This is a genomic window from Telluria sp. RB2R28 (assembly GCF_059685835.1).
On sequence record NZ_JCASIK010000001.1, the window covers coordinates 1708647 to 1727345 of the forward strand.

At 66.7% G+C, this 18699-nt stretch carries 11 protein-coding genes and 2 riboswitches; of the genes, 5 read left to right on the top strand and 6 right to left on the bottom strand.

What is annotated here, in order from left to right; all coding sequences use genetic code 11:
- Positions 1–17 precede the first annotated feature (17 nt).
- The 3 genes from AC56LV_RS07410 to AC56LV_RS07420 form a co-directional block, all read right to left on the bottom strand.
- The gene (locus AC56LV_RS07410; RefSeq protein WP_499556722.1) at positions 18–1427 is read right to left on the bottom strand and encodes a cell division protein ZipA C-terminal FtsZ-binding domain-containing protein; all 1410 of its coding nucleotides are present in this window, start codon (positions 1425–1427) and stop codon (positions 18–20) included.
- A gap of 194 nt (positions 1428–1621) precedes the next feature.
- On the bottom strand, positions 1622–5134 hold the full coding sequence (gene smc, locus AC56LV_RS07415) for a chromosome segregation protein SMC (protein WP_499556723.1): 3513 nt from the start codon (positions 5132–5134) through the stop codon (positions 1622–1624).
- A gap of 91 nt (positions 5135–5225) precedes the next feature.
- Positions 5226–7643 carry a DUF1631 family protein gene (locus tag AC56LV_RS07420; protein WP_499556724.1) on the bottom strand — a complete coding sequence of 806 codons (2418 nt, stop codon included), beginning with the start codon at positions 7641–7643 and terminating at the stop codon, positions 5226–5228.
- Positions 7644–7929: 286 nt separating this feature from the next.
- Here AC56LV_RS07420 and AC56LV_RS07425 point away from each other — a divergent pair, with 286 nt between their 5' ends.
- Positions 7930–8247: a hypothetical protein gene (locus tag AC56LV_RS07425; protein ID WP_499556725.1), complete on the top strand. Its 318-nt coding sequence runs from the start codon at positions 7930–7932 to the stop codon at positions 8245–8247.
- Between the two features lie 33 nt (positions 8248–8280).
- Here the strand turns inward: AC56LV_RS07425 and AC56LV_RS07430 are convergent, their stop codons facing one another.
- The gene (locus AC56LV_RS07430; RefSeq protein ID WP_499556726.1) at positions 8281–8841 is read right to left on the bottom strand and encodes an ATP-dependent Clp protease proteolytic subunit; all 561 of its coding nucleotides are present in this window, start codon (positions 8839–8841) and stop codon (positions 8281–8283) included.
- Between the two features lie 404 nt (positions 8842–9245).
- Positions 9246–9330, top strand: a riboswitch (glycine riboswitch).
- A 17-nt stretch (positions 9331–9347) separates the two neighbouring features.
- A riboswitch (glycine riboswitch) is annotated at positions 9348–9444 on the top strand.
- 46 nt (positions 9445–9490) lie between these two features.
- On the opposite strand from AC56LV_RS07430, the gene gcvT reads away from it, so the two are divergent.
- From gcvT to gcvP, 3 genes are all read left to right on the top strand, one after another.
- Positions 9491–10609 (top strand): glycine cleavage system aminomethyltransferase GcvT, encoded by a 1119-nt coding sequence (gene gcvT / locus AC56LV_RS07435; RefSeq protein WP_332533356.1) that lies wholly within the window; start codon positions 9491–9493, stop codon positions 10607–10609.
- A 58-nt stretch (positions 10610–10667) separates the two neighbouring features.
- The gene (gene gcvH, locus AC56LV_RS07440) at positions 10668–11048 is read left to right on the top strand and encodes a glycine cleavage system protein GcvH (RefSeq protein WP_499556727.1); all 381 of its coding nucleotides are present in this window, start codon (positions 10668–10670) and stop codon (positions 11046–11048) included.
- A gap of 94 nt (positions 11049–11142) precedes the next feature.
- Positions 11143–14025, top strand: a complete 2883-nt coding sequence (gene gcvP / locus AC56LV_RS07445) for an aminomethyl-transferring glycine dehydrogenase (RefSeq protein WP_499556728.1) — start codon at positions 11143–11145, stop codon at positions 14023–14025.
- Positions 14026–14050: 25 nt separating this feature from the next.
- On the opposite strand, the gene AC56LV_RS07450 is transcribed toward gcvP, so the two are convergent.
- A complete protein-coding gene (locus AC56LV_RS07450) occupies positions 14051–15763 on the bottom strand; it encodes a methyl-accepting chemotaxis protein (protein ID WP_499556729.1) in 1713 nt (570 codons plus the stop codon).
- A gap of 163 nt (positions 15764–15926) precedes the next feature.
- On the opposite strand from AC56LV_RS07450, the gene AC56LV_RS07455 reads away from it, so the two are divergent.
- Entirely contained in the window at positions 15927–16961 is a 1035-nt protein-coding gene (locus AC56LV_RS07455) for a DUF3108 domain-containing protein (protein WP_499556730.1), read from the top strand.
- Positions 16962–17010: 49 nt separating this feature from the next.
- On the opposite strand, the gene AC56LV_RS07460 is transcribed toward AC56LV_RS07455, so the two are convergent.
- On the bottom strand, positions 17011–18696 hold the full coding sequence (locus tag AC56LV_RS07460) for a peptide chain release factor 3 (RefSeq protein WP_499502752.1): 1686 nt from the start codon (positions 18694–18696) through the stop codon (positions 17011–17013).
- Positions 18697–18699 lie beyond the last annotated feature (3 nt).

Consider the following 18699-nt stretch of genomic DNA (forward strand, 5'->3'; position numbering starts at 1 on the left):
CGGTCACGGGACGGTCCTCAGCAGAACAGGCGCAGTGCCCGGGTCGAGCCGGCGGCGATGTCGGCGGCGTCCATCTCGGCGTAGAACTCGACCACCTGGCCCTTGATGTCGTCGAGCGCTTCGGCTTCGAGCGGCTGGTTGCCATCGTCGACGATGGTCGCGTCCAGGCGCTGCGTGAGTGCGCGCGCGGTATCGACCATGCGGCCGAAAGGATCGCGCGCCGGCGACACGCACGGCACGTCCAGCAGCAGTGTCAGGCGCGACGTGGTGTCGGCGCCCAGCGTGACGTTGGTCGAGAGCGTAAACAGCACGCTGTTGCCAGCGCCGTCACGGTCCGGCATCGCAAAGCGGCCATCTGGACGCACGTCGAAGCCCGCGTTCTCGAGCGCGCCGATCAGCGTGGACATCGCCCATGGCGCGCCGTTGGCGGCCAGGTTGACGCTCAGCTGCGCGTCGTGACCGGCGACAAAACGGTGCAGCGTACGTGCTTCGCTCATCACTTCGATCATGTCCGGCACGTGCGGCTCGGCGCCGATGTCGTCGCCCACCGCGCGCAGGCGCGTGACGAGTTCGGAGTATTCGAGTTCGTTCAGGGCCGTGGTGCGCGTGGCCATCTGCACACCCGCCTGCAGCTTGGTGTACACGCCGCCGTGCACGATCGGCTCCCACTCGCCGCTGACGGCAAAGCCGATGTAGTGGATCGGCTTGTTGCCCACACGGCGCAGGCCGTGCAGCGTCGGCAGGATCTTGTCGCCACGGACCGGCGCTTCCAGCGCCAGCGGGATCATGCAGTCGATCAGCGGATCGACCAGGCATTCGGCCAGTTCGGCCGGCGGCATGCCAGGGCGCGTGCCCGGGAGCGATGCGGCCACGGCGTCCTGCGCGGCGGTGGCGCCGGCAGCGCGGTAGGACGGCGGCGCGACGGGTGCGGCTGGTGCGGTTGGGGCAACTGGTGCAGCCGGCGTTGGTACCGGTGCAGGTGCCGGCGTCTTTACAGGCACAGGCGTTTCTTCAGTTGCTGGCGCGGCAACCGGCGCCGGCGTCGGCGTGTCGCCCAGTACCGGCGCATCGAGCTGTGGCTCGGGCTTGGTGTCGGCGACCGTAAACGCGTCCGCATCGAGCGTCGGCTCGTTTACGCGCGTGTAGGTAAATTCGGTGTCCTTCACGGGCGCGGCGGCGCCGGGGACAGGGGCCGCTGGCGGGGTAGCTGGCAGTGTCGCCGACGGCACACCGAGGTCGAACATCGGCTCGCTGCGTTCGGCCGCCGGCGCACCTTCGCCGGTGCGCATCAAGACGTCGTCGTGGTCCGATGCGAACGCGCGCTCGACGCTTTTCCTGGCCTTGTACTCCTGCCATTTGTTGTAAGTGACGACACCGACGACGAACACGCCGCCGGCTGCGATCAGGCTCATTTGGAGATCAGTCATGCTGCTTGTGCCTCAATAGCGAAAGTCGCGCCGGACACACGGTCCTGGTCTTGCCGCGAACTGGGTGATTCAATCGAAATGCCACGTGTGCGGGCAGTCCCCACGCGAAGGCATGCAATGATACCAACTCCCCCACGTGAATGTCATTTATTAGCATTCTGACACGGGCCGGGCCGCACGCGAAGGCCGCACGCTCACGCGGCGACGAGATCCGCGGCCGCTTCCATGTCCACCGCGACGATGCGCGAGACGCCCTGCTCCTGCATCGTCACGCCGATCAGCTGGCTGGCCATCTCCATCGCGATCTTGTTATGCGAGATGAACAGGAACTGCGTGTGCTCCGACATGCGCTTGACCATGCGGCAGAACCGCTCGGTGTTGGCGTCGTCCAGCGGCGCATCGACTTCGTCGAGCAGGCAGAATGGCGCCGGGTTCAGGCGGAACATCGAAAACACGAGCGCCGTGGCGGTCAGGGCTTTCTCGCCACCCGACAGCAGGTGGATCGTGGCGTTCTTCTTGCCCGGCGGTTGCGCCATCACCTGCACGCCGGCGTCGAGGATCTCGTCGCCCGTCATCACCAGGCGCGCATTGCCGCCGCCGAACAGGATCGGGAACAGCTCCGAGAAATGGCCGTTCACGCGGTCGAACGTGTCCTGCAGCAGGTCGCGCGTTTCGCGGTCGATGCGCCCGATCGCGTCTTCCAGCGTGGCGATGGCTTCACTCAGGTCGGCGTTCTGCGAATCGAGGAAGTGCTTGCGCTCGCTCGCCTGCGCCAGTTCGTCCACCGCCGCCAGGTTGACAGCGCCCAGGCCGGCAATGGCATTGGTCAGGCGCGTGACTTCGCCCTGCAGGTATTGCGGCTTGAGGTCGGGGACGAGCTTGGCCTGCAACTCGGCTTCATCGGTGCCGGTGGCGGCCAGCGCTTCGGCGAACTGCTCCTGGTTCAGACGCGCCGCCTGCTCCTTCAGTTGCAGCTCGGTGATGCGGTCACGTTGCGGCTGCAGGCTGCGTTCGGTCTGCATGCGCGATTCTTCGGCCGTGCGCAGCTGCTGCGCGACCTGGTCGAGTTCATGGCGGGCGCTTGATAATGCCGCTTCCTGCGTCGTGCGCTGATCGAGCAGCACTTGCAGGCCTTCGTGGGCGCTGCCGCTTTCGAGTGCTGCCAGTTCCAGGCGCGCCTGCGCCAGGCTCGCGCCAACCTGCTCGGCCTGCGTGGCGGCGGTGGCGATCGTGCGGCGCAATTCGTCGATGCGGCTGCGCTGGGCGCGCTCGGCGAACTGCGCTTCCTGCGCGCCGCGCTCCAGGTCGCGCAGGTGTTCGCGCGCGCGGGCCAGCGCCTGCTCCTGGTCCTGGAACGCGGCCTGGTCGTCTTCGCTCGCTTCCTGCAGTTCGGCCAGTTGCATCTCGAGTTCTTCGAAGGTTTGCTCCGCTTCCGCCTGCGCCTGGCGCTGCTCGGCTTCCTGCGCCGCAATCTCGGTCAGGTCGGCCGCGATCTGGCCACTGCGCTGGTTGAAGCGGGCTTCGATCTCGCTTTGCTTGAGCACCTCGATCTGCAGCGCGTGCACCTCGCGCTGCAGGGTCGCGACGCGGGCGCGCGCATCCTGCACACGGCGCGCCAGATCGAGAACGGCGGCGTCGGCGCGGGCGGCGCGCTCACGCGCCTCATTCGCCAGCAGCGCCTGCGCGCGCACCTGCTTGTCGGTGTTGTCGATCTCGTGCTGGCGCGCCAGCATGCCATCCTGCTCGGCGTCGGGCGCATGGAAGCGCACGCTCGAACGGGTAATCACGTGGCCCTGGCGCGTGACGAAGCTGGCGCCATGCGGCAGGCGGGCGCGCGCGTCAAACGCTTCCGACGCATCCTGCGCGATATACACGCCATGCAGCCAGTCATCGAGCACACCGCGCACGCCGGCGTCGTTGATGCGCAAGAGGCTCGCGAACGGCGTTAGGCCGGCCGGCGCCGGGTCACGCGCAGCACCCGGCTGCGGCGCGTACAGCGCCAGGCGCGCGGGTGGCGGATCGTTGAAAAAGACCTTGGTGGCGTCGAGGTCCGACACGTCGAGCGCGCCGGCGCGTTCGCGCAGCACGGCTTCGAGCGCCGTTTCCCAGCCCGCCTCGACATCGAGCTGCTGCCACAGGCGCGGCAAGTCGGCCAGCGCGTGCTTCTGCAACCAGGGCTGGACCTTGCCTTTGGTTTGCACGCGGTCCTGCATCTGGCGCAGCGCGGCCAGGCGTGCTTCGAGCTGCGTGTTGGCGGCGCTCTCGCGCTGGACGTCGCCGTTGGCCAGGCGGCGGTCGGCTTCGACGGTGTCCTGGCGCGCGGTGGCGTCGTCCAGTGCCTGCGTCTGTTCTTCAAGCGCCAGCTGCTTTTCTTCGAGCTGCAGACGCAGGTTGTCGAGCGTGGCGCTGTCGGGCAGGTTCAGCGTGTTGCGCTCTTGCTGCAGGCGCTCGCGCCGCACGACCAGATTGGCCAGGATACCGCCGGCGTTGCGCCCGTGGGCGGCTGCCAGCTCGATACGCTGCTGGACCGCCATGATGCGCGCACGCGCCGCATTGGCCGCATCCTGGCCGGCGCGCCAGGCCGCTTCGAGTTCGGGCAGGCGCTCTCCATGCACTTCGACCGCGATCTGGGCGCCTTCCGCGCGCGCGGCCAGTTCTTCGAGCTGCATCTCTGCTTCTTCCTGGCCTTCGCGGTGTTCTTCGGCCTGGGTCGACCAGCCGTCGCGCTGGGCGCTCAGCGTGGCGATCTGGTTTTGCAGGCGCGTGCGCGATTCGACGACGAACTTGATCTGCGCTTCGAGACTGCCGATCTCCGCGTTCACGCTATAGAGCGCACCTTGGGCCGTGTGCAGGCGGTCGCCCGCAGCGAAGTGCGCCTGGCGCAGGTGCTCGAGGTCGAGCTCCACGCCGCGCAGTTGCGCGGTCTGGGCTTCGAGTCCGGTCTGCGCGTCTTCGATCTCGCGGAAAAAACGGACCTGCTCGGCGTTGGCGTCGTTCTTGCGCAGCAGCCAGAGGAGCTTCTGCTTTTCCTCCTGGTCGGACTGCATCTGCTGGAAGCGCCGCGCGACGGCCGCCTGAGCTTCCAGCTTCTCCAGGTTGGCGTTCAGTTCGCGCAGGATGTCTTCGACCCGCAGCAGGTTCTCGCGCGTATCGGACAGGCGGTTTTCAGTTTCGCGGCGGCGCTCCTTGTACTTGGAGACGCCGGCGGCTTCTTCGAGGAACACGCGCAGTTCTTCGGGGCGCGATTCGATGATCCGCGAAATCATGCCCTGGCCGATGATGGCATAGGCGCGCGGGCCCAGGCCCGTGCCCAGAAAGATGTCCTGGATGTCGCGCCGACGCACCGGCTGGCCGTTGATGTAGTAGGTTGAGGTGCCGTCGCGCGTAAGCGTGCGCTTGACCGCGATCTCGGCGTACTGGCCCCACTGGCCGGCAGCCTTGCCGGCATTGTTGTCGAACACCAGTTCGACCGACGAGCGCCCGGCGGGCTTCCTGTGCGTGGAGCCGTTGAAGATCACGTCCTGCATCGACTCGCCGCGCAGCTCGGAGGCCTTGGATTCACCCAGCACCCAGCGTACGGCGTCGATGATGTTCGACTTGCCGCAGCCATTGGGGCCGACCACGCCGACCAGCTGGCCGGGCACCTGAAAATTGGTGGGATCGACGAACGATTTGAATCCCGACAATTTGATGGAAGAGAGGCGCACGTTGCGTGGGAGAAGAAGGTAGCGAAGAAGCGGTCATCATACCATCGCCGGGATGGCGAAGGCCATGACCGGGAGGACGACAAACGAGCGCTTACTCGGCGGCGCGATGGCCTGTCGGCGGGCCTGCATCGTTGACTGCCTCGCTGCCGACGGCGGCGCCAAGGATCCGGCCGACGACCCCTTCGGCCAGCACGACACGGATTGCGCCGGCGCGCAGCAGATCCGCCAGGCGCCCGGCCGGCAACGAGAACGCTTCCTGGCGCGCGGCGCCGGAGAAGATATACAGCGTGCGCAGCGGACTGACCCAGGCCAGGCGGACCTTGCGGACGCGATCGCCCTCGGCCAGCTCGAGGCGCATGCCGCGCTCGAGGCCCGCCAGGGTATCGGCTTCCGGACCCTGGCTGGCGTGCGCTTCGTCGTCGGCCTGCGCCTGCTCCTGCGCCACGCGGCGCAGCGCATCCTGCTGCGCCGCTTCCACCGCCAGTTCGAGCTGGCGTTCGGGCGCCAGCTCGATCGGCGCGCGTACGATCGAGGCGTGACATTCGGCCAGCTCGGCAAAGAACTGCAGCCGCTCGGCGTCCTGCCAGCGCGTGGCGTCGAGCCATTTGTTCAGGCTTGCCAGCAGCGCCGGCAGGCGCGCGATCAGGGTCTTGCGCTGCTCTTGCGTCGCTTTGGGCTTGACGCTCCAGATCAGGTCTTCCATCGTGCGCGTGGCGTTTTCTATCGCGCCGGGACGGGTATCTTCGATCGTGTAGGCCAGCGCCAGCGCGGCGCTCCAGCGCTGTTCGAGAAAGCCCGCCACGGCCGGCACGAGCTGCTCGCCGGCCAGGCGCCGGGCTACCGCGCGCTGCGCTGAGCGCTCGGCGGCGACCCGCTTTTCCTGACGCGTGGCGTTGGCGATCGGACCGGCAATGGCCGCCTGCTCGGCGGCCTCGCGCGCGGCCAGGCCGGCTTCGAGTTCGGCCACGGCGGCCTCGAACGCAGGCTGCTCGGCATCGCGCACCCGCTCGACGCTGCGGCGCATGGCGCGGTAGACGGGATCGTCCTGGTCGGCCGGCTGCTCCCAGCCCGTCTGCGAGAGCAGGTCGAGCAGGCGCCGCGCGGGATGCGCTTCCTCGTAGAAGAAGCTGCGGTCGCGCAGGGCCGCCTTGAGTACCGGCACCTGCAGGAACGCCAGCAGCTCACGTGTTTCGGGCGCGACGCCATCGTCCTGCAGCACGCCTTCGAACACGCGCGCCAGCAGATCGAGCGTGGTGGCGTCGCCGCGCGAGAGTGCGCCGGGCGGCAGGCTGGCGCGCAGGCGCGGGAGGTAGAAGGCACCGTGCGCGACGCTGCTGTTACTGCCGTGCCCCGCGCTGGTGGCCCCTGGGGCACCGGCGTTGACGAGAAACGGGGGCAGATCCGGCATGCCGGGAATGGCGGCGCCGGTGCCGAGGCGGCCGAGCAGGTCGATCAGTGGCAGCGCGCCGGGCGCAGATGATCCGCTGGCGGCGCCATAGGTGAATCCGTGGGCGGTCGTCGCCATGGCGTGGCCTGGTGCGCCTGGGTGGAAGGCAGCATGGACACCGGCGTGTGCACCGGCTAGGGCACCGGATTGCGCGCCGGCCTCCGTGCTGACCGGCGTGGCCGCTGCCGGCGCCCCATCCGCCCCCCGTTCCGGTGGCGCGACCGCAAAGCCCGACGCGGTGCTGGGCCGCCAGCCACCGCTGCCCTGCGGCAGGTTCGGAATCTCCGGCACGGCCAGCGCCGGGTCGAACAGCTGGCGCAGCTGGTCCGACAGCGACGCTTCGCGCCGTGCACGTTCGGCGCGGCGCGCGGCGCGGTCATCGGTCTTGGCAAAGCGCGTGTCGTCGCCCCTGCCCTTGCGCGCGGCCTTGAGCGCCTCGGTCAACGCTTCGTAGAGCGGGCCAAGATCGATCATCAGGCCCGGGCGCAGCAGTGGCGCCAGCAAGCCGTGCGCTTCCGGGTCGGGCTCGAACTCGCACCACGCCGCGTGCAGCGCGCCCAGGAACACGGCGGGGCGAAACGGGTTATGGGCAGCGCGCACGAGGTCGCGCCCCAGCAGCAGGCCGAGGCGCACGCCGAGGGTGGCCAGCTGCTCCGAGTACTGCAGGTCGAACGGGCGGCTGACGGCATCCAGCGCCATCTGCTGGTCGATCTGCTCGAGCGGCACGAGGCTCAGCGCCACGGGGGCGGCCTGCGCAGCCGAGGCGCCCGGCGCCAGCAATGCGATCTCGGCCTCCAGCGCCGTTTCAAGAGCGCTGGTGGCCAGGTGGACGAACGCGTAATCGTTGCTCTTGAGGAGATTGCCGGATTTGACCCGACGCATGACGACGCGGGGATCCGGGCCGGCTGCAGTAAGGTCGAGCAGCACCGACACGATGCGGCGGACGACGTCGCCCAGGTCTGTCCCGGCCTGGCGGCAGGCGATGGCGACCAGCTCGGCAAGCGTTGCCTGCTGGGCGGCGGCATTGCGCGCTGCGTTGGTCTGGACGGATGGGGTGACCATGACGATTCGGCGAAGTAAGGCGAGCCTCTATTTTGCCACACTCTTGCCAGTCAGCAATGAGCAAACACAGCGGGCCAGAGGCAGAGCGACACTGCGCAGGCTGCGCCAGCGCGGCGCACGCCTGGGTCGATAGTAGCCTTCCAGGCAGGCACATGTCTACAGAGGCAGAGGCCGCTGTCGGATTGGCATCCGGCGCCGGGCTTCGCAGGGTGACGGTTCGTGGAAACGAACAACGCCATGTCGGCGGCAGGAGTACGATCTGTCGACACTCTTGAAAGGAATCATCATGATCGAGAAAAACAGTGCTGGTCCGGGTGCCGGCAATGGGGGCAGCGCGCAGGCGCAGCAGATCGACGCCGAATGCCAGCGTCGCGAGAACAATCCAGCCGGGCAGTCCGATGCTCTGTCGAATCAGCAAGCGGATTCAGCGCCCGCTGCATCGGTGCAATCGGAGCGCCAGCCCACGCCGGTCCAGCAACCGGATACCCGTGTAAATGAATCGCATGAGCCTGGCTCGCTCTCCGCTGCCCAAGTCCAGGGCGGCATAACCGGGCCTCACGCGAGCGCAGGTGGCCAGAGCGGCAAGAACGACACGAGGCCCTGAGTTACGCTGCGTGCCAGGCAGGTCGGATGACGGTCAGATATTGCGCAATACGGCGCCCTTGGGCGGCGCAAAGTCTTTCACTTCATGAATCATCCTGGCCAGCTTGGCATCGCGCGCCGTCATGTGCAGGTCGCCGTACTGGTGAACGCTCCATTGCTCGGGCGTGAGCTCGATCTCCTTGCGCAGGATCGCCTCGGTGCGCGCGTCGTCGGCGCGCAAGCCCTCGACGATGATATTGAGCGCGTCCGGCCGCGAACCGGGCGACGCCGTCGCATGCGACTTGTGAATCATGAACCGCGCCGTCTCGCTGGCATAGCGGCGCGACCCGGCCAGATATACGACGACAGCAATCGACGCCACCGCCCCGGCGTTGTACATGACAAATTTAATGGGCGAATTGGCCATGAAGTTATACAGGCACAGCCCATCGCTGACATAACCACCGTTGGATTGCAGCAGCACGTGGGCGGTATCGATGCCATCTTCCGTCATATTGGCCACCGCCTCGAATATCCGGTGAACCATATCACTGTTGACATCGCCAGACAGCGTAAACCACCCCTCTTTCTCCTGCCGCGCTTTTTCTTGATTCATAGTCTGTTCCGCCTACAAAATAAGTGAACCAAGTGTAGCAAATCACCTCGCACGCCCCCACAACCGATCTCCAATAGTGCAAAGCAATGTTTCAAGGCAATCCTACGCCAACCCGCAATCAGGGTCAGAGTAGATTTAATGGGCAATTCCTCAAAGTTGTCAAACAATTCGACTCTGACCCTCATTATTATTTGCTAATTTAGCGCTATCAAAATTTGGTTTCGATTCTCTTCGTCATCTAGTTTTCTAAGTGCATCGTTTTTATTGCCGAAGCGGTCAAAAATAATGGGGGTCGGAGTCGATTTAATGGGCAATTCTCAAAAGTTGTCAAACAATTCGACTCTGACCCTAATTGTGGGTGGGGGTGTGCGGTTGACAGTCGGCAAAGGGTGGCATATCCTCCGCAGTCTTGATCGGGAGAGCGCAGCATGCTGCCGCCGAAGGGGCACTCACCCATAAACTCTCAGGCAAAAGGACCGGTCAAGGGACGGCGGCGCGACGCGCGGCGGTTCAACTCTGGAGAGCGGCCGCAGTAGCGGTCCACCGAAGGGGCAAGCGGCGCACAGCCGCTATCTCTCAGGTACCAAGGACAGAGGGGTCGACAGCGCACGACGACCGTGCTGTACCCCTATTTCTGCCTGAGGATTCCATGACGCTCAAAGCGACCCCGCTCAATTCCGCTCACCGCGCCGCCAACGCCAAGATGGTCGATTTCGGCGGCTGGGACATGCCCGTCAACTACGGTTCGCAAATCGAAGAGCACAACGCGGTGCGCAGTGACGCCGGCATGTTCGACGTGTCCCATATGTGCGTCGTCGACGTCAAGGGCGCCAATGTGCGCACGTTCCTGCGCGGTCTCCTGGCCAATAACGTCGACAAGCTGCAGGTGCCGGGCAAGGCGCTGTACTCGTGCATGCTCAATCCCGAAGGCGGCGTCATCGACGACCTGATCGTCTATTTCCTGTCCGAAGAATGGTTCCGCATCGTCGTCAACGCCGGCACCGCCGAAAAAGACGTCGCCTGGATGAATCAGCAGAACACCGCCACCAACAGCGGCGTGACGATCACCGCGCGCCGCGACGGCAACGATCCGATCGCGCTGATCGCCGTGCAGGGCCCGAACGCCCGCGCCAAGGTGTGGCAGGTGCTGCCGACCACCCAGGCGCCATCGGAAAACCTCAAGCCGTTCAACGCCGTCATCGTTCCCGATACGGCGTTTGGCGAAGCGATGATCGCCCGCACCGGCTACACCGGCGAAGACGGCTTCGAGATCGGCGTACCGGCCTCGCAGGCCGAAGCGCTGTGGAATGCCTTTGTCGCCGTCGGCATCAAGCCGGCCGGTCTCGGTGCGCGCGATACGCTGCGCCTGGAAGCCGGCATGAACCTGTACGGCCAGGACATGGACGACTCCGTGAACCCGCTCGACGCTGGCCTCGCCTGGACGATCGACCTGGTCTCGGAGCGCGACTTCATCGGCAAGGCAGCGCTGCAGGCCAAGGGTCAGGGCGCGCAGTTCGTCGGCCTGATCCTGCGTGAAAAAGGCGGCATCCTGCGCGCGCACCAGAAAGTCGTCGCAGCGTCCGGCCTGGAAGGCGAGATCACCAGCGGCACCTTCAGCCCGAGCATGCAGCAGGCGATCGCCCTGGCCCGCGTGCCGATGGACGTGGCCATCGGCGACACCGTCCACGTGATCATCCGCGACAAGCGCCTGGCCGCCAGCGTCGTCAAGCTGCCGTTCGTGCGCAACGGTAAAGTGCTGGCCGCCTGAGCGCTGCCTAGAATCCAGAACACCTATACTGCTATCCACCCAACTACCCGGAGCCCTCATGAACATCCCTACCGACCTGAAATACACCGAATCCCATGAGTGGGTTCGCCGCGAAGATGACGGCACCCTGACCGTCGGCATCACCGAGTACGCGCAGGACGCGCTGGGCGACATCGTGTTCGTCGAACTGCCGCAGGTCGGCAAGGCCTTCACCGCCGGCAGCGACGCCGCCGTCGTGGAATCGGTGAAAGCCGCCAGCGACATCTATTCGCCAGTCGACGGCACCGTCACCGCCGTGAACCAGCCAGTGGCCGACGCCCCGGACTCGATCAACCAGGATGCCTACGGCAGCTGGCTGTTCAAGCTCGCGCCAAGCGACGCCGGCTCGTACGACAATCTGCTCGACGCTGACGCCTACGGCAAGACCACCGACCACTGATCGCCTCCAGGTGCGCCGCCGGCCCCGCCGCGGCGCACCGCCCTGCACCACCCGCCATTCTCCTTCAACGTCGCCGCAGACTGTGTCCCCCAACATGACCCGACCAAGCCTCACCCAACTCGAAGCACGTGATTCATTCATCCCGCGCCACATCGGCCCGTCCGACGCCGACCAGGCAGCGATGCTGTCGGCCCTCGGCTACGAGACCCGCGCCGCGCTGATCGACGCCGTCGTGCCAGCCAATATCCGCCGCAAGGACAAGATCGACCTGGGCCAGTTCGCCGAGCCACGCACCGAAGAAGAAGCACTGGCCACTCTTAAAGGCCTGGCCTCGAAGAACAAGGTGCTCAAGTCGCTGATCGGCCAGGGCTACTACGGCACCTTCACGCCGAAGGTCATCCTGCGCAACATCTTCGAAAACCCGGCCTGGTACACCGCCTACACCCCGTACCAGCCAGAGATTTCGCAGGGCCGCCTGGAAGCGATCCTGAACTTCCAGCAGGCCGTGACCGACCTGACCGGCATGGGCATCGCCAACTCGTCGATGCTCGACGAAGGCACCGCCGCCGCCGAAGCCATGACGCTGATCCAGCGCGTCGGCAAGTCGGCATCGAAAGTGTTCTACGTCGCCGACGACGTGCTGCCGCAGACCCGCGAAATCATCGAAACGCGCGCGCTGCCGATCGGCGTGGAAGTGCGCACCATCGCAGCGGCCGACATCGAGTCGCTGGGCGAAACCTGCTTCGGCGTGCTGCTGCAATACCCGGGCGTGAATGGCGAAGTGCGCGACTACCGCGCCGCCGTCGAGAAACTGCACGCCGCCGGCAGCATGGTGATCGTGGCCGCCGACCTGCTGGCGCTGACCCTGCTCACGCCTCCGGGCGAATGGGGCGCCGACGTCGTCGTCGGCAACAGCCAGCGCTTCGGCGTGCCGCTCGGTTTCGGCGGCCCGCACGCCGGCTACCTGGCCACCCGCGACGAATTCAAGCGCAGCATGTCGGGCCGTCTGGTCGGCGTGACGATCGACGCGCAGGGCAACCAGGCCTACCGCCTGGCGCTGCAGACGCGCGAACAGCACATCCGCCGCGAAAAAGCGACGTCGAACATCTGTACCGCGCAAGTGCTGCTGGCCGTGATGGCCGGCATGTACACGGTCTACCATGGCCCGCAGGGTCTGGAGCGCATTGCCCGCCGCGTGCACCGCCAGACCGCGATCCTGGCCGCCGGCCTGCAGCAGCTGGGCTTCGAGCTGGTCAACCAGACCTACTTCGACACGCTGACCGTGCGCGTCAAGGATGCCGGCGCGATCCACGCCGCAGCGGTTGAGCACGGCATCAACCTGCGCCAGATCGACGCCACGCAAGTGGGCATCGCGCTGGACGAAACCGTCACCCGCGACGACCTGACCACGCTGATGGCCATCTTCGGCGACGGCAAATCGGTCGACCTGGACGCACTGGACGCCGACGCCAGCGACGCGCTGCCAACGGCCCTGGCCCGCACCAGCGCCTACCTCACGCACCCGACCTTCAACCGCTACCACGCCGAGCACGAAATGCTGCGCTACCTGCGCGCACTGGCCGACAAGGACCTGGCGCTGGACCGCACGATGATCCCGCTCGGTTCGTGCACGATGAAGCTCAATGCGACGTCCGAGATGGTGCCGGTCACCTGGCCCGAGTTCTCGAACATCCACCCGCTGGCGCCAAACGACCAGACCGTCGGCTACCGCGAAATGATCACGCAGCTCGAAGCGATGCTGTGCGCCGCCACCGGTTACGCCGCGATCTCGCTGCAGCCGAACGCCGGCTCGCAGGGCGAGTACGCCGGTCTGCTGGTGATCCAGAAGTACCACCAGGCGCGTGGCGAAGGCCACCGCAATATCTGCCTGATCCCGTCGTCGGCCCACGGCACCAACCCGGCGTCGGCCAGCATGGTCGGCATGAAGGTCGTCGTTACCGCCTGCGATGAAAACGGCAACGTCGACCTGGCCGACCTGAAGGCCAAGGCCGAGCAGCACAGCGCGAATCTGGCCTGCGTGATGGTTACCTACCCGTCGACCCACGGTGTGTTCGAAGAAGGCATCAAGGAACTGTGCGAGATCGTGCACCAGCACGGCGGCCAGGTGTACGTCGACGGCGCCAACATGAACGCACTGGTGGGTCTGGCCTCGCCGGGCGCGTTTGGCGGCGACGTCAGCCACCTGAACCTGCACAAGACCTTCTGCATCCCGCACGGCGGTGGCGGTCCGGGCGTGGGCCCGATCGGCGTCGGCGCGCATCTGGCCAAGTTCCTGCCGAATCAGCTCTCGACCGGCTACGTCCGCGACGAACAAGGCATCGGCGCCGTGAGCGCTGCGGCCTTCGGCTCGGCCTCGATCCTGCCGATTTCGTGGATGTACATCGCGATGATGGGCGCGGATGGCCTGACGGCAGCGACCGAAGTGGCGATCCTGAATGCCAACTACATCGCACGCCGCCTGGCGCCGCATTACCCGGTGCTGTACGCGGGCCACGACGGCCTGGTGGCGCACGAGTGCATCATCGACCTGCGTCCGCTGCAGGACAAGACCGGCATCTCGAACGAAGACGTGGCCAAGCGCCTGATGGACTTCGGTTTCCATGCGCCGACCATGAGCTTCCCGGTCCCGGGCACGCTCATGATCGAGCCGACCGAATCGGAATCGAAAGCCGAGATCGACCGCTTCATCGAGGCGATGATCACGATCCACGCCGAAATCGTCAAGGTCGAGCGCGGCGAGTACGACCGCATGGACAATCCGCTCAAGGGTGCACCGCACACGGCCGAAGTGGTCACGAGCGACGACTGGGCCCACGGCTACACGCGTGAAGTGGCGGCGTTCCCGGTCGCGAGCCTGCGCAAGAAGAAGTACTGGCCACCGGTCGGCCGTGCCGACAACGTGTACGGTGACCGCAACCTGTTCTGCGGCTGCGCGCCGATCAGCGATTACGAGTAATCGCTGACCTGCCCTGGCAGCGGCATCATTTGCGGCTCGATGCGAGCCGCAAATGCGACGCCAAGTGACGGCGGCGTTCCCGGTTTGACCCACGCCGTTCGCGCGTGGGTTCGCCGGGGACGCCGCTGTTGTCATTGGGGCCTGGCGGTGCCGGCAACGTCGCCGCTGGCGCCCCGTGGCTACCCTCTCCCTCTTCCAGCCTGAACCCGGCCACGGTGCGCGCCAGCGCAATCGCCTGCATCTGCAGCATGCAGGCGGCGCTGGCGGCTTCCTCGACCAGCGTGCAGTTCTGGCGCGTGACCTGGTCCATCTGCACGATCGCCTGACTGACGCCCTGCAACTGCTTCGCCTGGCCATCGCCGGTCGAACCGATCCGCCCGACCAGATGTTCGACATCGCGCACCGAACTGGCGATGCGCTGCATATTGCTGCCAGCGTGCAGCGCCCACGCCGTGCCGCCGTCGATCTGCGCCACCGACTGCGCGATCACGGCGCGGATTTCCTGGCTGGCCGCGGCCACCCGCCGCGCGAGCGAGCGCACCTCGGTCGCCACCGCCGCCAGATCCGTGGCGCTCATTGGCGCACGCGAGGCGTCCAGCGCGGCATTCAACACCCGCGTGCCCGTTTCGCCTGCCGCCACCTCCAGCGCATCGACGATCGCCATCACCTGCTGCGCGCTGCGCCGGCTCTCGTCCAGTGTGTTGACGAGGCGCTCGACCACACCGCCACCGTCCTGCGCGACATCGCCGGCGCCGGCAGCGAGGCGGTTGGCGGCGCGGGCATCGTCGACGTTGTCGCGCACGTTCGCCGCCAGCGCCTGCAGCGTGTCCTCGGTGTCGGCCAGCGCGCTGGCGCGGTACACGGCGCGGCTGCCCAGGCTCAGGCTCCCGAGCTTGATGTCGCGCGACGCGGCGCCGATCGTGCGCGCCGCTTCGGCCACCGTGCACAGCATGCCATTCAGGTTGCGGATGCTGGCATCGAGCAGGCGCGAGGTGTCGGCGATTTCATCGCTGCCGTAGTCACGCTCCTGCACCGTGAAGTTGCCGTTGGCCAGGCTGCTGGCGGCCATGCCGATGCCGCGGATCTCGCCGAGCAGGATCCGGCGCACGGCGAACGTGATGGCCAGCGACAGCCCGATCGCCAGCACCAGCACGGCCGGCATCAGCAGCGAGACCATGCGAAAGTCGGCCTTGGCACCCGCGGCGGCCTGCCGTGCCAGCGTGTCTTCGAGCGCGCTCAGGCCCGCCAGGCGCTGGTCGACCAGCGCGTAGGCAGCTTCGGCCTTCTGCATCGCATTGGCGCTGATCGAGCCGTCCAGTGGCGCGAGCTCGATGACGTCGCGCACCGCGCGCGCATAGCGGCGCTGCGCCTGCGCGGCCTGCTCGACGTGACGCAGCTCGGCGCCAGTCAGCGGACCGGCCGCCAGCGTCGTGAGGCCAACCGCAATGCGCCCGTGCTGCGCCAGGATGTCGCGCCGCAGCGGTTCGGTGCGGGCCGGCGGAAAGCTGCCGCCCATCCAGCTCAGGTAACGGTAAATATCGGCATGCGCCTTGTGCGCTTGCGTGCCCAGGCTGGCGGCCGCGCGCAGGCTGGCGGCGCGCTGGCCGACGATCGATTCGAGCGATGCATTCTGGCGCGCCAGCGCGACATAGGCCGCGCAGGAGAGCACCAGCAGCAGCACGAGGACGGCGCCTGGGGCCAGCAGGAGCTTGGGACCGATGCGAAGACGGGCCAGCATGTCACGCCGCCGTCATGGCAGGTGGAACGAACGGGCGGCGCGGCTGTCTCATCGTCATGGTATCCCCTTGGAGAGCGTAATATTTCTTGAGTGCACTCTTGAATGTACGCCGCAGAACAAGCCAGCCTTTGTGATGGCGCAAAGCGCGCGCTACACTAGCGGCATGATCTTTATTGCTCCACTGCAGCGGAACCGGCGCCTGCTTCTGGTCTGCGTGCTGTCGCTCCTGCTGCACGCGCTAGTGATCGCGTGGATCGACGCGCGCCTGACGCAACGCCCCGCCGTTATCGGCATGCCGGAGTTCACGGTACGGCTGGCCTCGGCCGAACGGGGCATCGTGGATGCACCGTCCAGGGCGGTCGAAACACCTGCCGCACCGCCCGAACCTGCCCAGCCAGCGCCACCTGTAGCACCCGCCCCCATCGCCATGGCCGATAGCGGCCCGGTTGCCATGCCGTCCGCCTCGCTGCCCATCGATGCTGGCGAGAGCGCGCTCCCCGCCGCCAGCGGCGGCAATGCTGCCCCCGTCCAGATGCCGGGCACCTACCGTGTCAAACCACCGCCGTCCGGCCGCATCGACTACACCGTCGTCACGCGCAGCAGCCTGGACGCGCCGTCACAGGACGCAGGCAAGGCGAGCATGGTCTGGCGCAGCGATGGCACGCGCTATGCGGTCGAGCTCGATGGTGTGCTGGGTACGATCTCCAGCGAAGGCCAGGTCGACGATGCCGGCATCGCGCCGCAGCGGGCCTTGACGGGAATGGGTACCGGTGCGTTGACGACCGTGTTCGATCGCGGCAGCGGCACCATCGTCGCCGGGCCGCAGGGGCAGCCCTTCCCGCTCGTGCCGGGAAGCCAGGACCCGGCCTCGGTCTTGCTGCAACTGGCGGGCATGGGCGTGAGCGATGCGGGCCAGATCAAGGACGTGCTGGAATTCTGGGTCGGTGGCGCGGGCGGCGCCGGCATCGAGCGCTACCAGGTGATGGGGCCGGAACGGATCGCCACGACCGCCGGGTCGCTGGACACCGTGCGGCTGGCGCGCCTGGGCGAGCCGGGCGCGCCCGTGCTGGAACTGTGGCTGGCGCCACAGCATGCCTGGCTGCCGGTGCAGCTGCGCGTGACCGACGCGCTGGGTGCCTCGCGCACGCAAACGCTGGCATCGATTGCGATCGACGCCAGCGTCATACTAAAAGATTAACCGCAAGAATAACGGCCCGCGTCAGGACGACGCGGGCACGGGCCTTGAATCAGGCCAGCTTGACCGCGTGCTCGCGGGTAGCGTGGAAAGTCAGCTTCGGCCAGCGTTCCTGCGTCAGGCGCAGGTTGACGCCCGAGGTGGCCAGATACGCCATATTGCCGGCCGCATCGTAGGCCACGTTGTGACCGAGCGAGTTTTCGAAGTCGGCCAGCGCCTTCTTGTCGTCGCTCGAGACCCAGCGCGCGCTGCTGATGCTGGCGCTTTCGAACACGGCGTCGACGCCGTACTCGTTGAGCAGGCGGCTGGCGACCACCTCGAACTGCAGCACGCCGACGGCGCCCAGGATCAGCTCACTGCCCAGCACCGGCTTGAAGACCTGCACCGCGCCCTCTTCGCCCAGCTGCTGCAGGCCCTTGTGCAACTGCTTCATCTTGAGCGGATTGCGGATGCGCACCGAGCGGAACAGCTCTGGCGCGAAGTACGGAATGCCGGTGAAGCTGAGCATTTCGCCTTCGGTGAAGCTGTCGCCGATCTGCATATTGCCGTGGTTCGGCAAGCCGATGATGTCGCCGGCGAAGGCTTCTTCGACCTGCTCGCGGCTCGATGCCATGAACGTCACGACCGACGACAGCTTGACGTCGCGGCCCAGGCGCAGGTGCTTGACCTTCATGCCTTTTTCAAAGCGGCCCGAGCACACGCGCAGGAACGCGATGCGGTCGCGGTGGGCCGGGTCCATATTGGCCTGGATCTTGAAGACGAAACCGGAGAACGGCACTTCGCTTGGCAGGACCGAGCGCACCGTGGCGTCGCGCTCGCGCGGCGCAGGCGCCCAGTCGACCAGCGCCGACAGGATTTCGCGCACGCCAAAGTTGTTGATCGCCGAGCCGAAGAACACCGGGGTCTGCACGCCGGACAGGAAGCGCTCGAGGTCGAACACGTGCGAGGCGCCGTGCACCAGCTCGACTTCCATCTTGAGCTGCTCGATCTCGAGCGGGAACATCTCGGCCAGGCGCGGGTTGTCGATGCCCTTGACGATCTCGAAGGCGCCATCGGCTTTTTCTTCGCCGGCCTTGAACAGCATGATCTCGTCCTTCAGCAGGTGGTACACACCGCGGAAGTTCTTGCCCATGCCGATCGGCCAGGTCACCGGCGCGCACTCGATCTTGAGCACCGATTCGACTTCGTCGAGCAGTTCGAGCGGATCGCGCGTTTCGCGGTCCATCTTGTTCATGAACGTGACGATCGGCGTGGCGCGCATGCGGCACACCTCGAGCAGCTTGATCGTCTGCGCTTCGACGCCCTTGGCCGCATCGATCACCATCAGCGCCGAGTCGACCGCCGTCAGCACGCGGTAGGTGTCTTCCGAGAAGTCCTGGTGGCCGGGGGTGTCGAGCAGGTTGATGACGTGGTCGCGGAAATCGAACTGCATCACCGACGAGGCGACCGAAATGCCGCGCTGCTTTTCGATGTCCATCCAGTCGGACGTCGCATGGCGCCCGCTCTTGCGGCCCTTGACGGTACCGGCCAGCTGGATGGCGCCCGAGAACAGCAGCAGCTTTTCGGTCAGCGTGGTTTTACCGGCATCCGGGTGGGAGATGATGCCGAAGGTGCGGCGGCGCCCCACTTCGCGCGCGATCACGCCGGCCTGCGCGGCCGAGTTGGTGGTAGTGGTGGTGCTGTCATCGCGAGCGTCAGGCGTGTCCTGCGCGGCGGAGGTGTCGGTATCGTTGGCCATAGT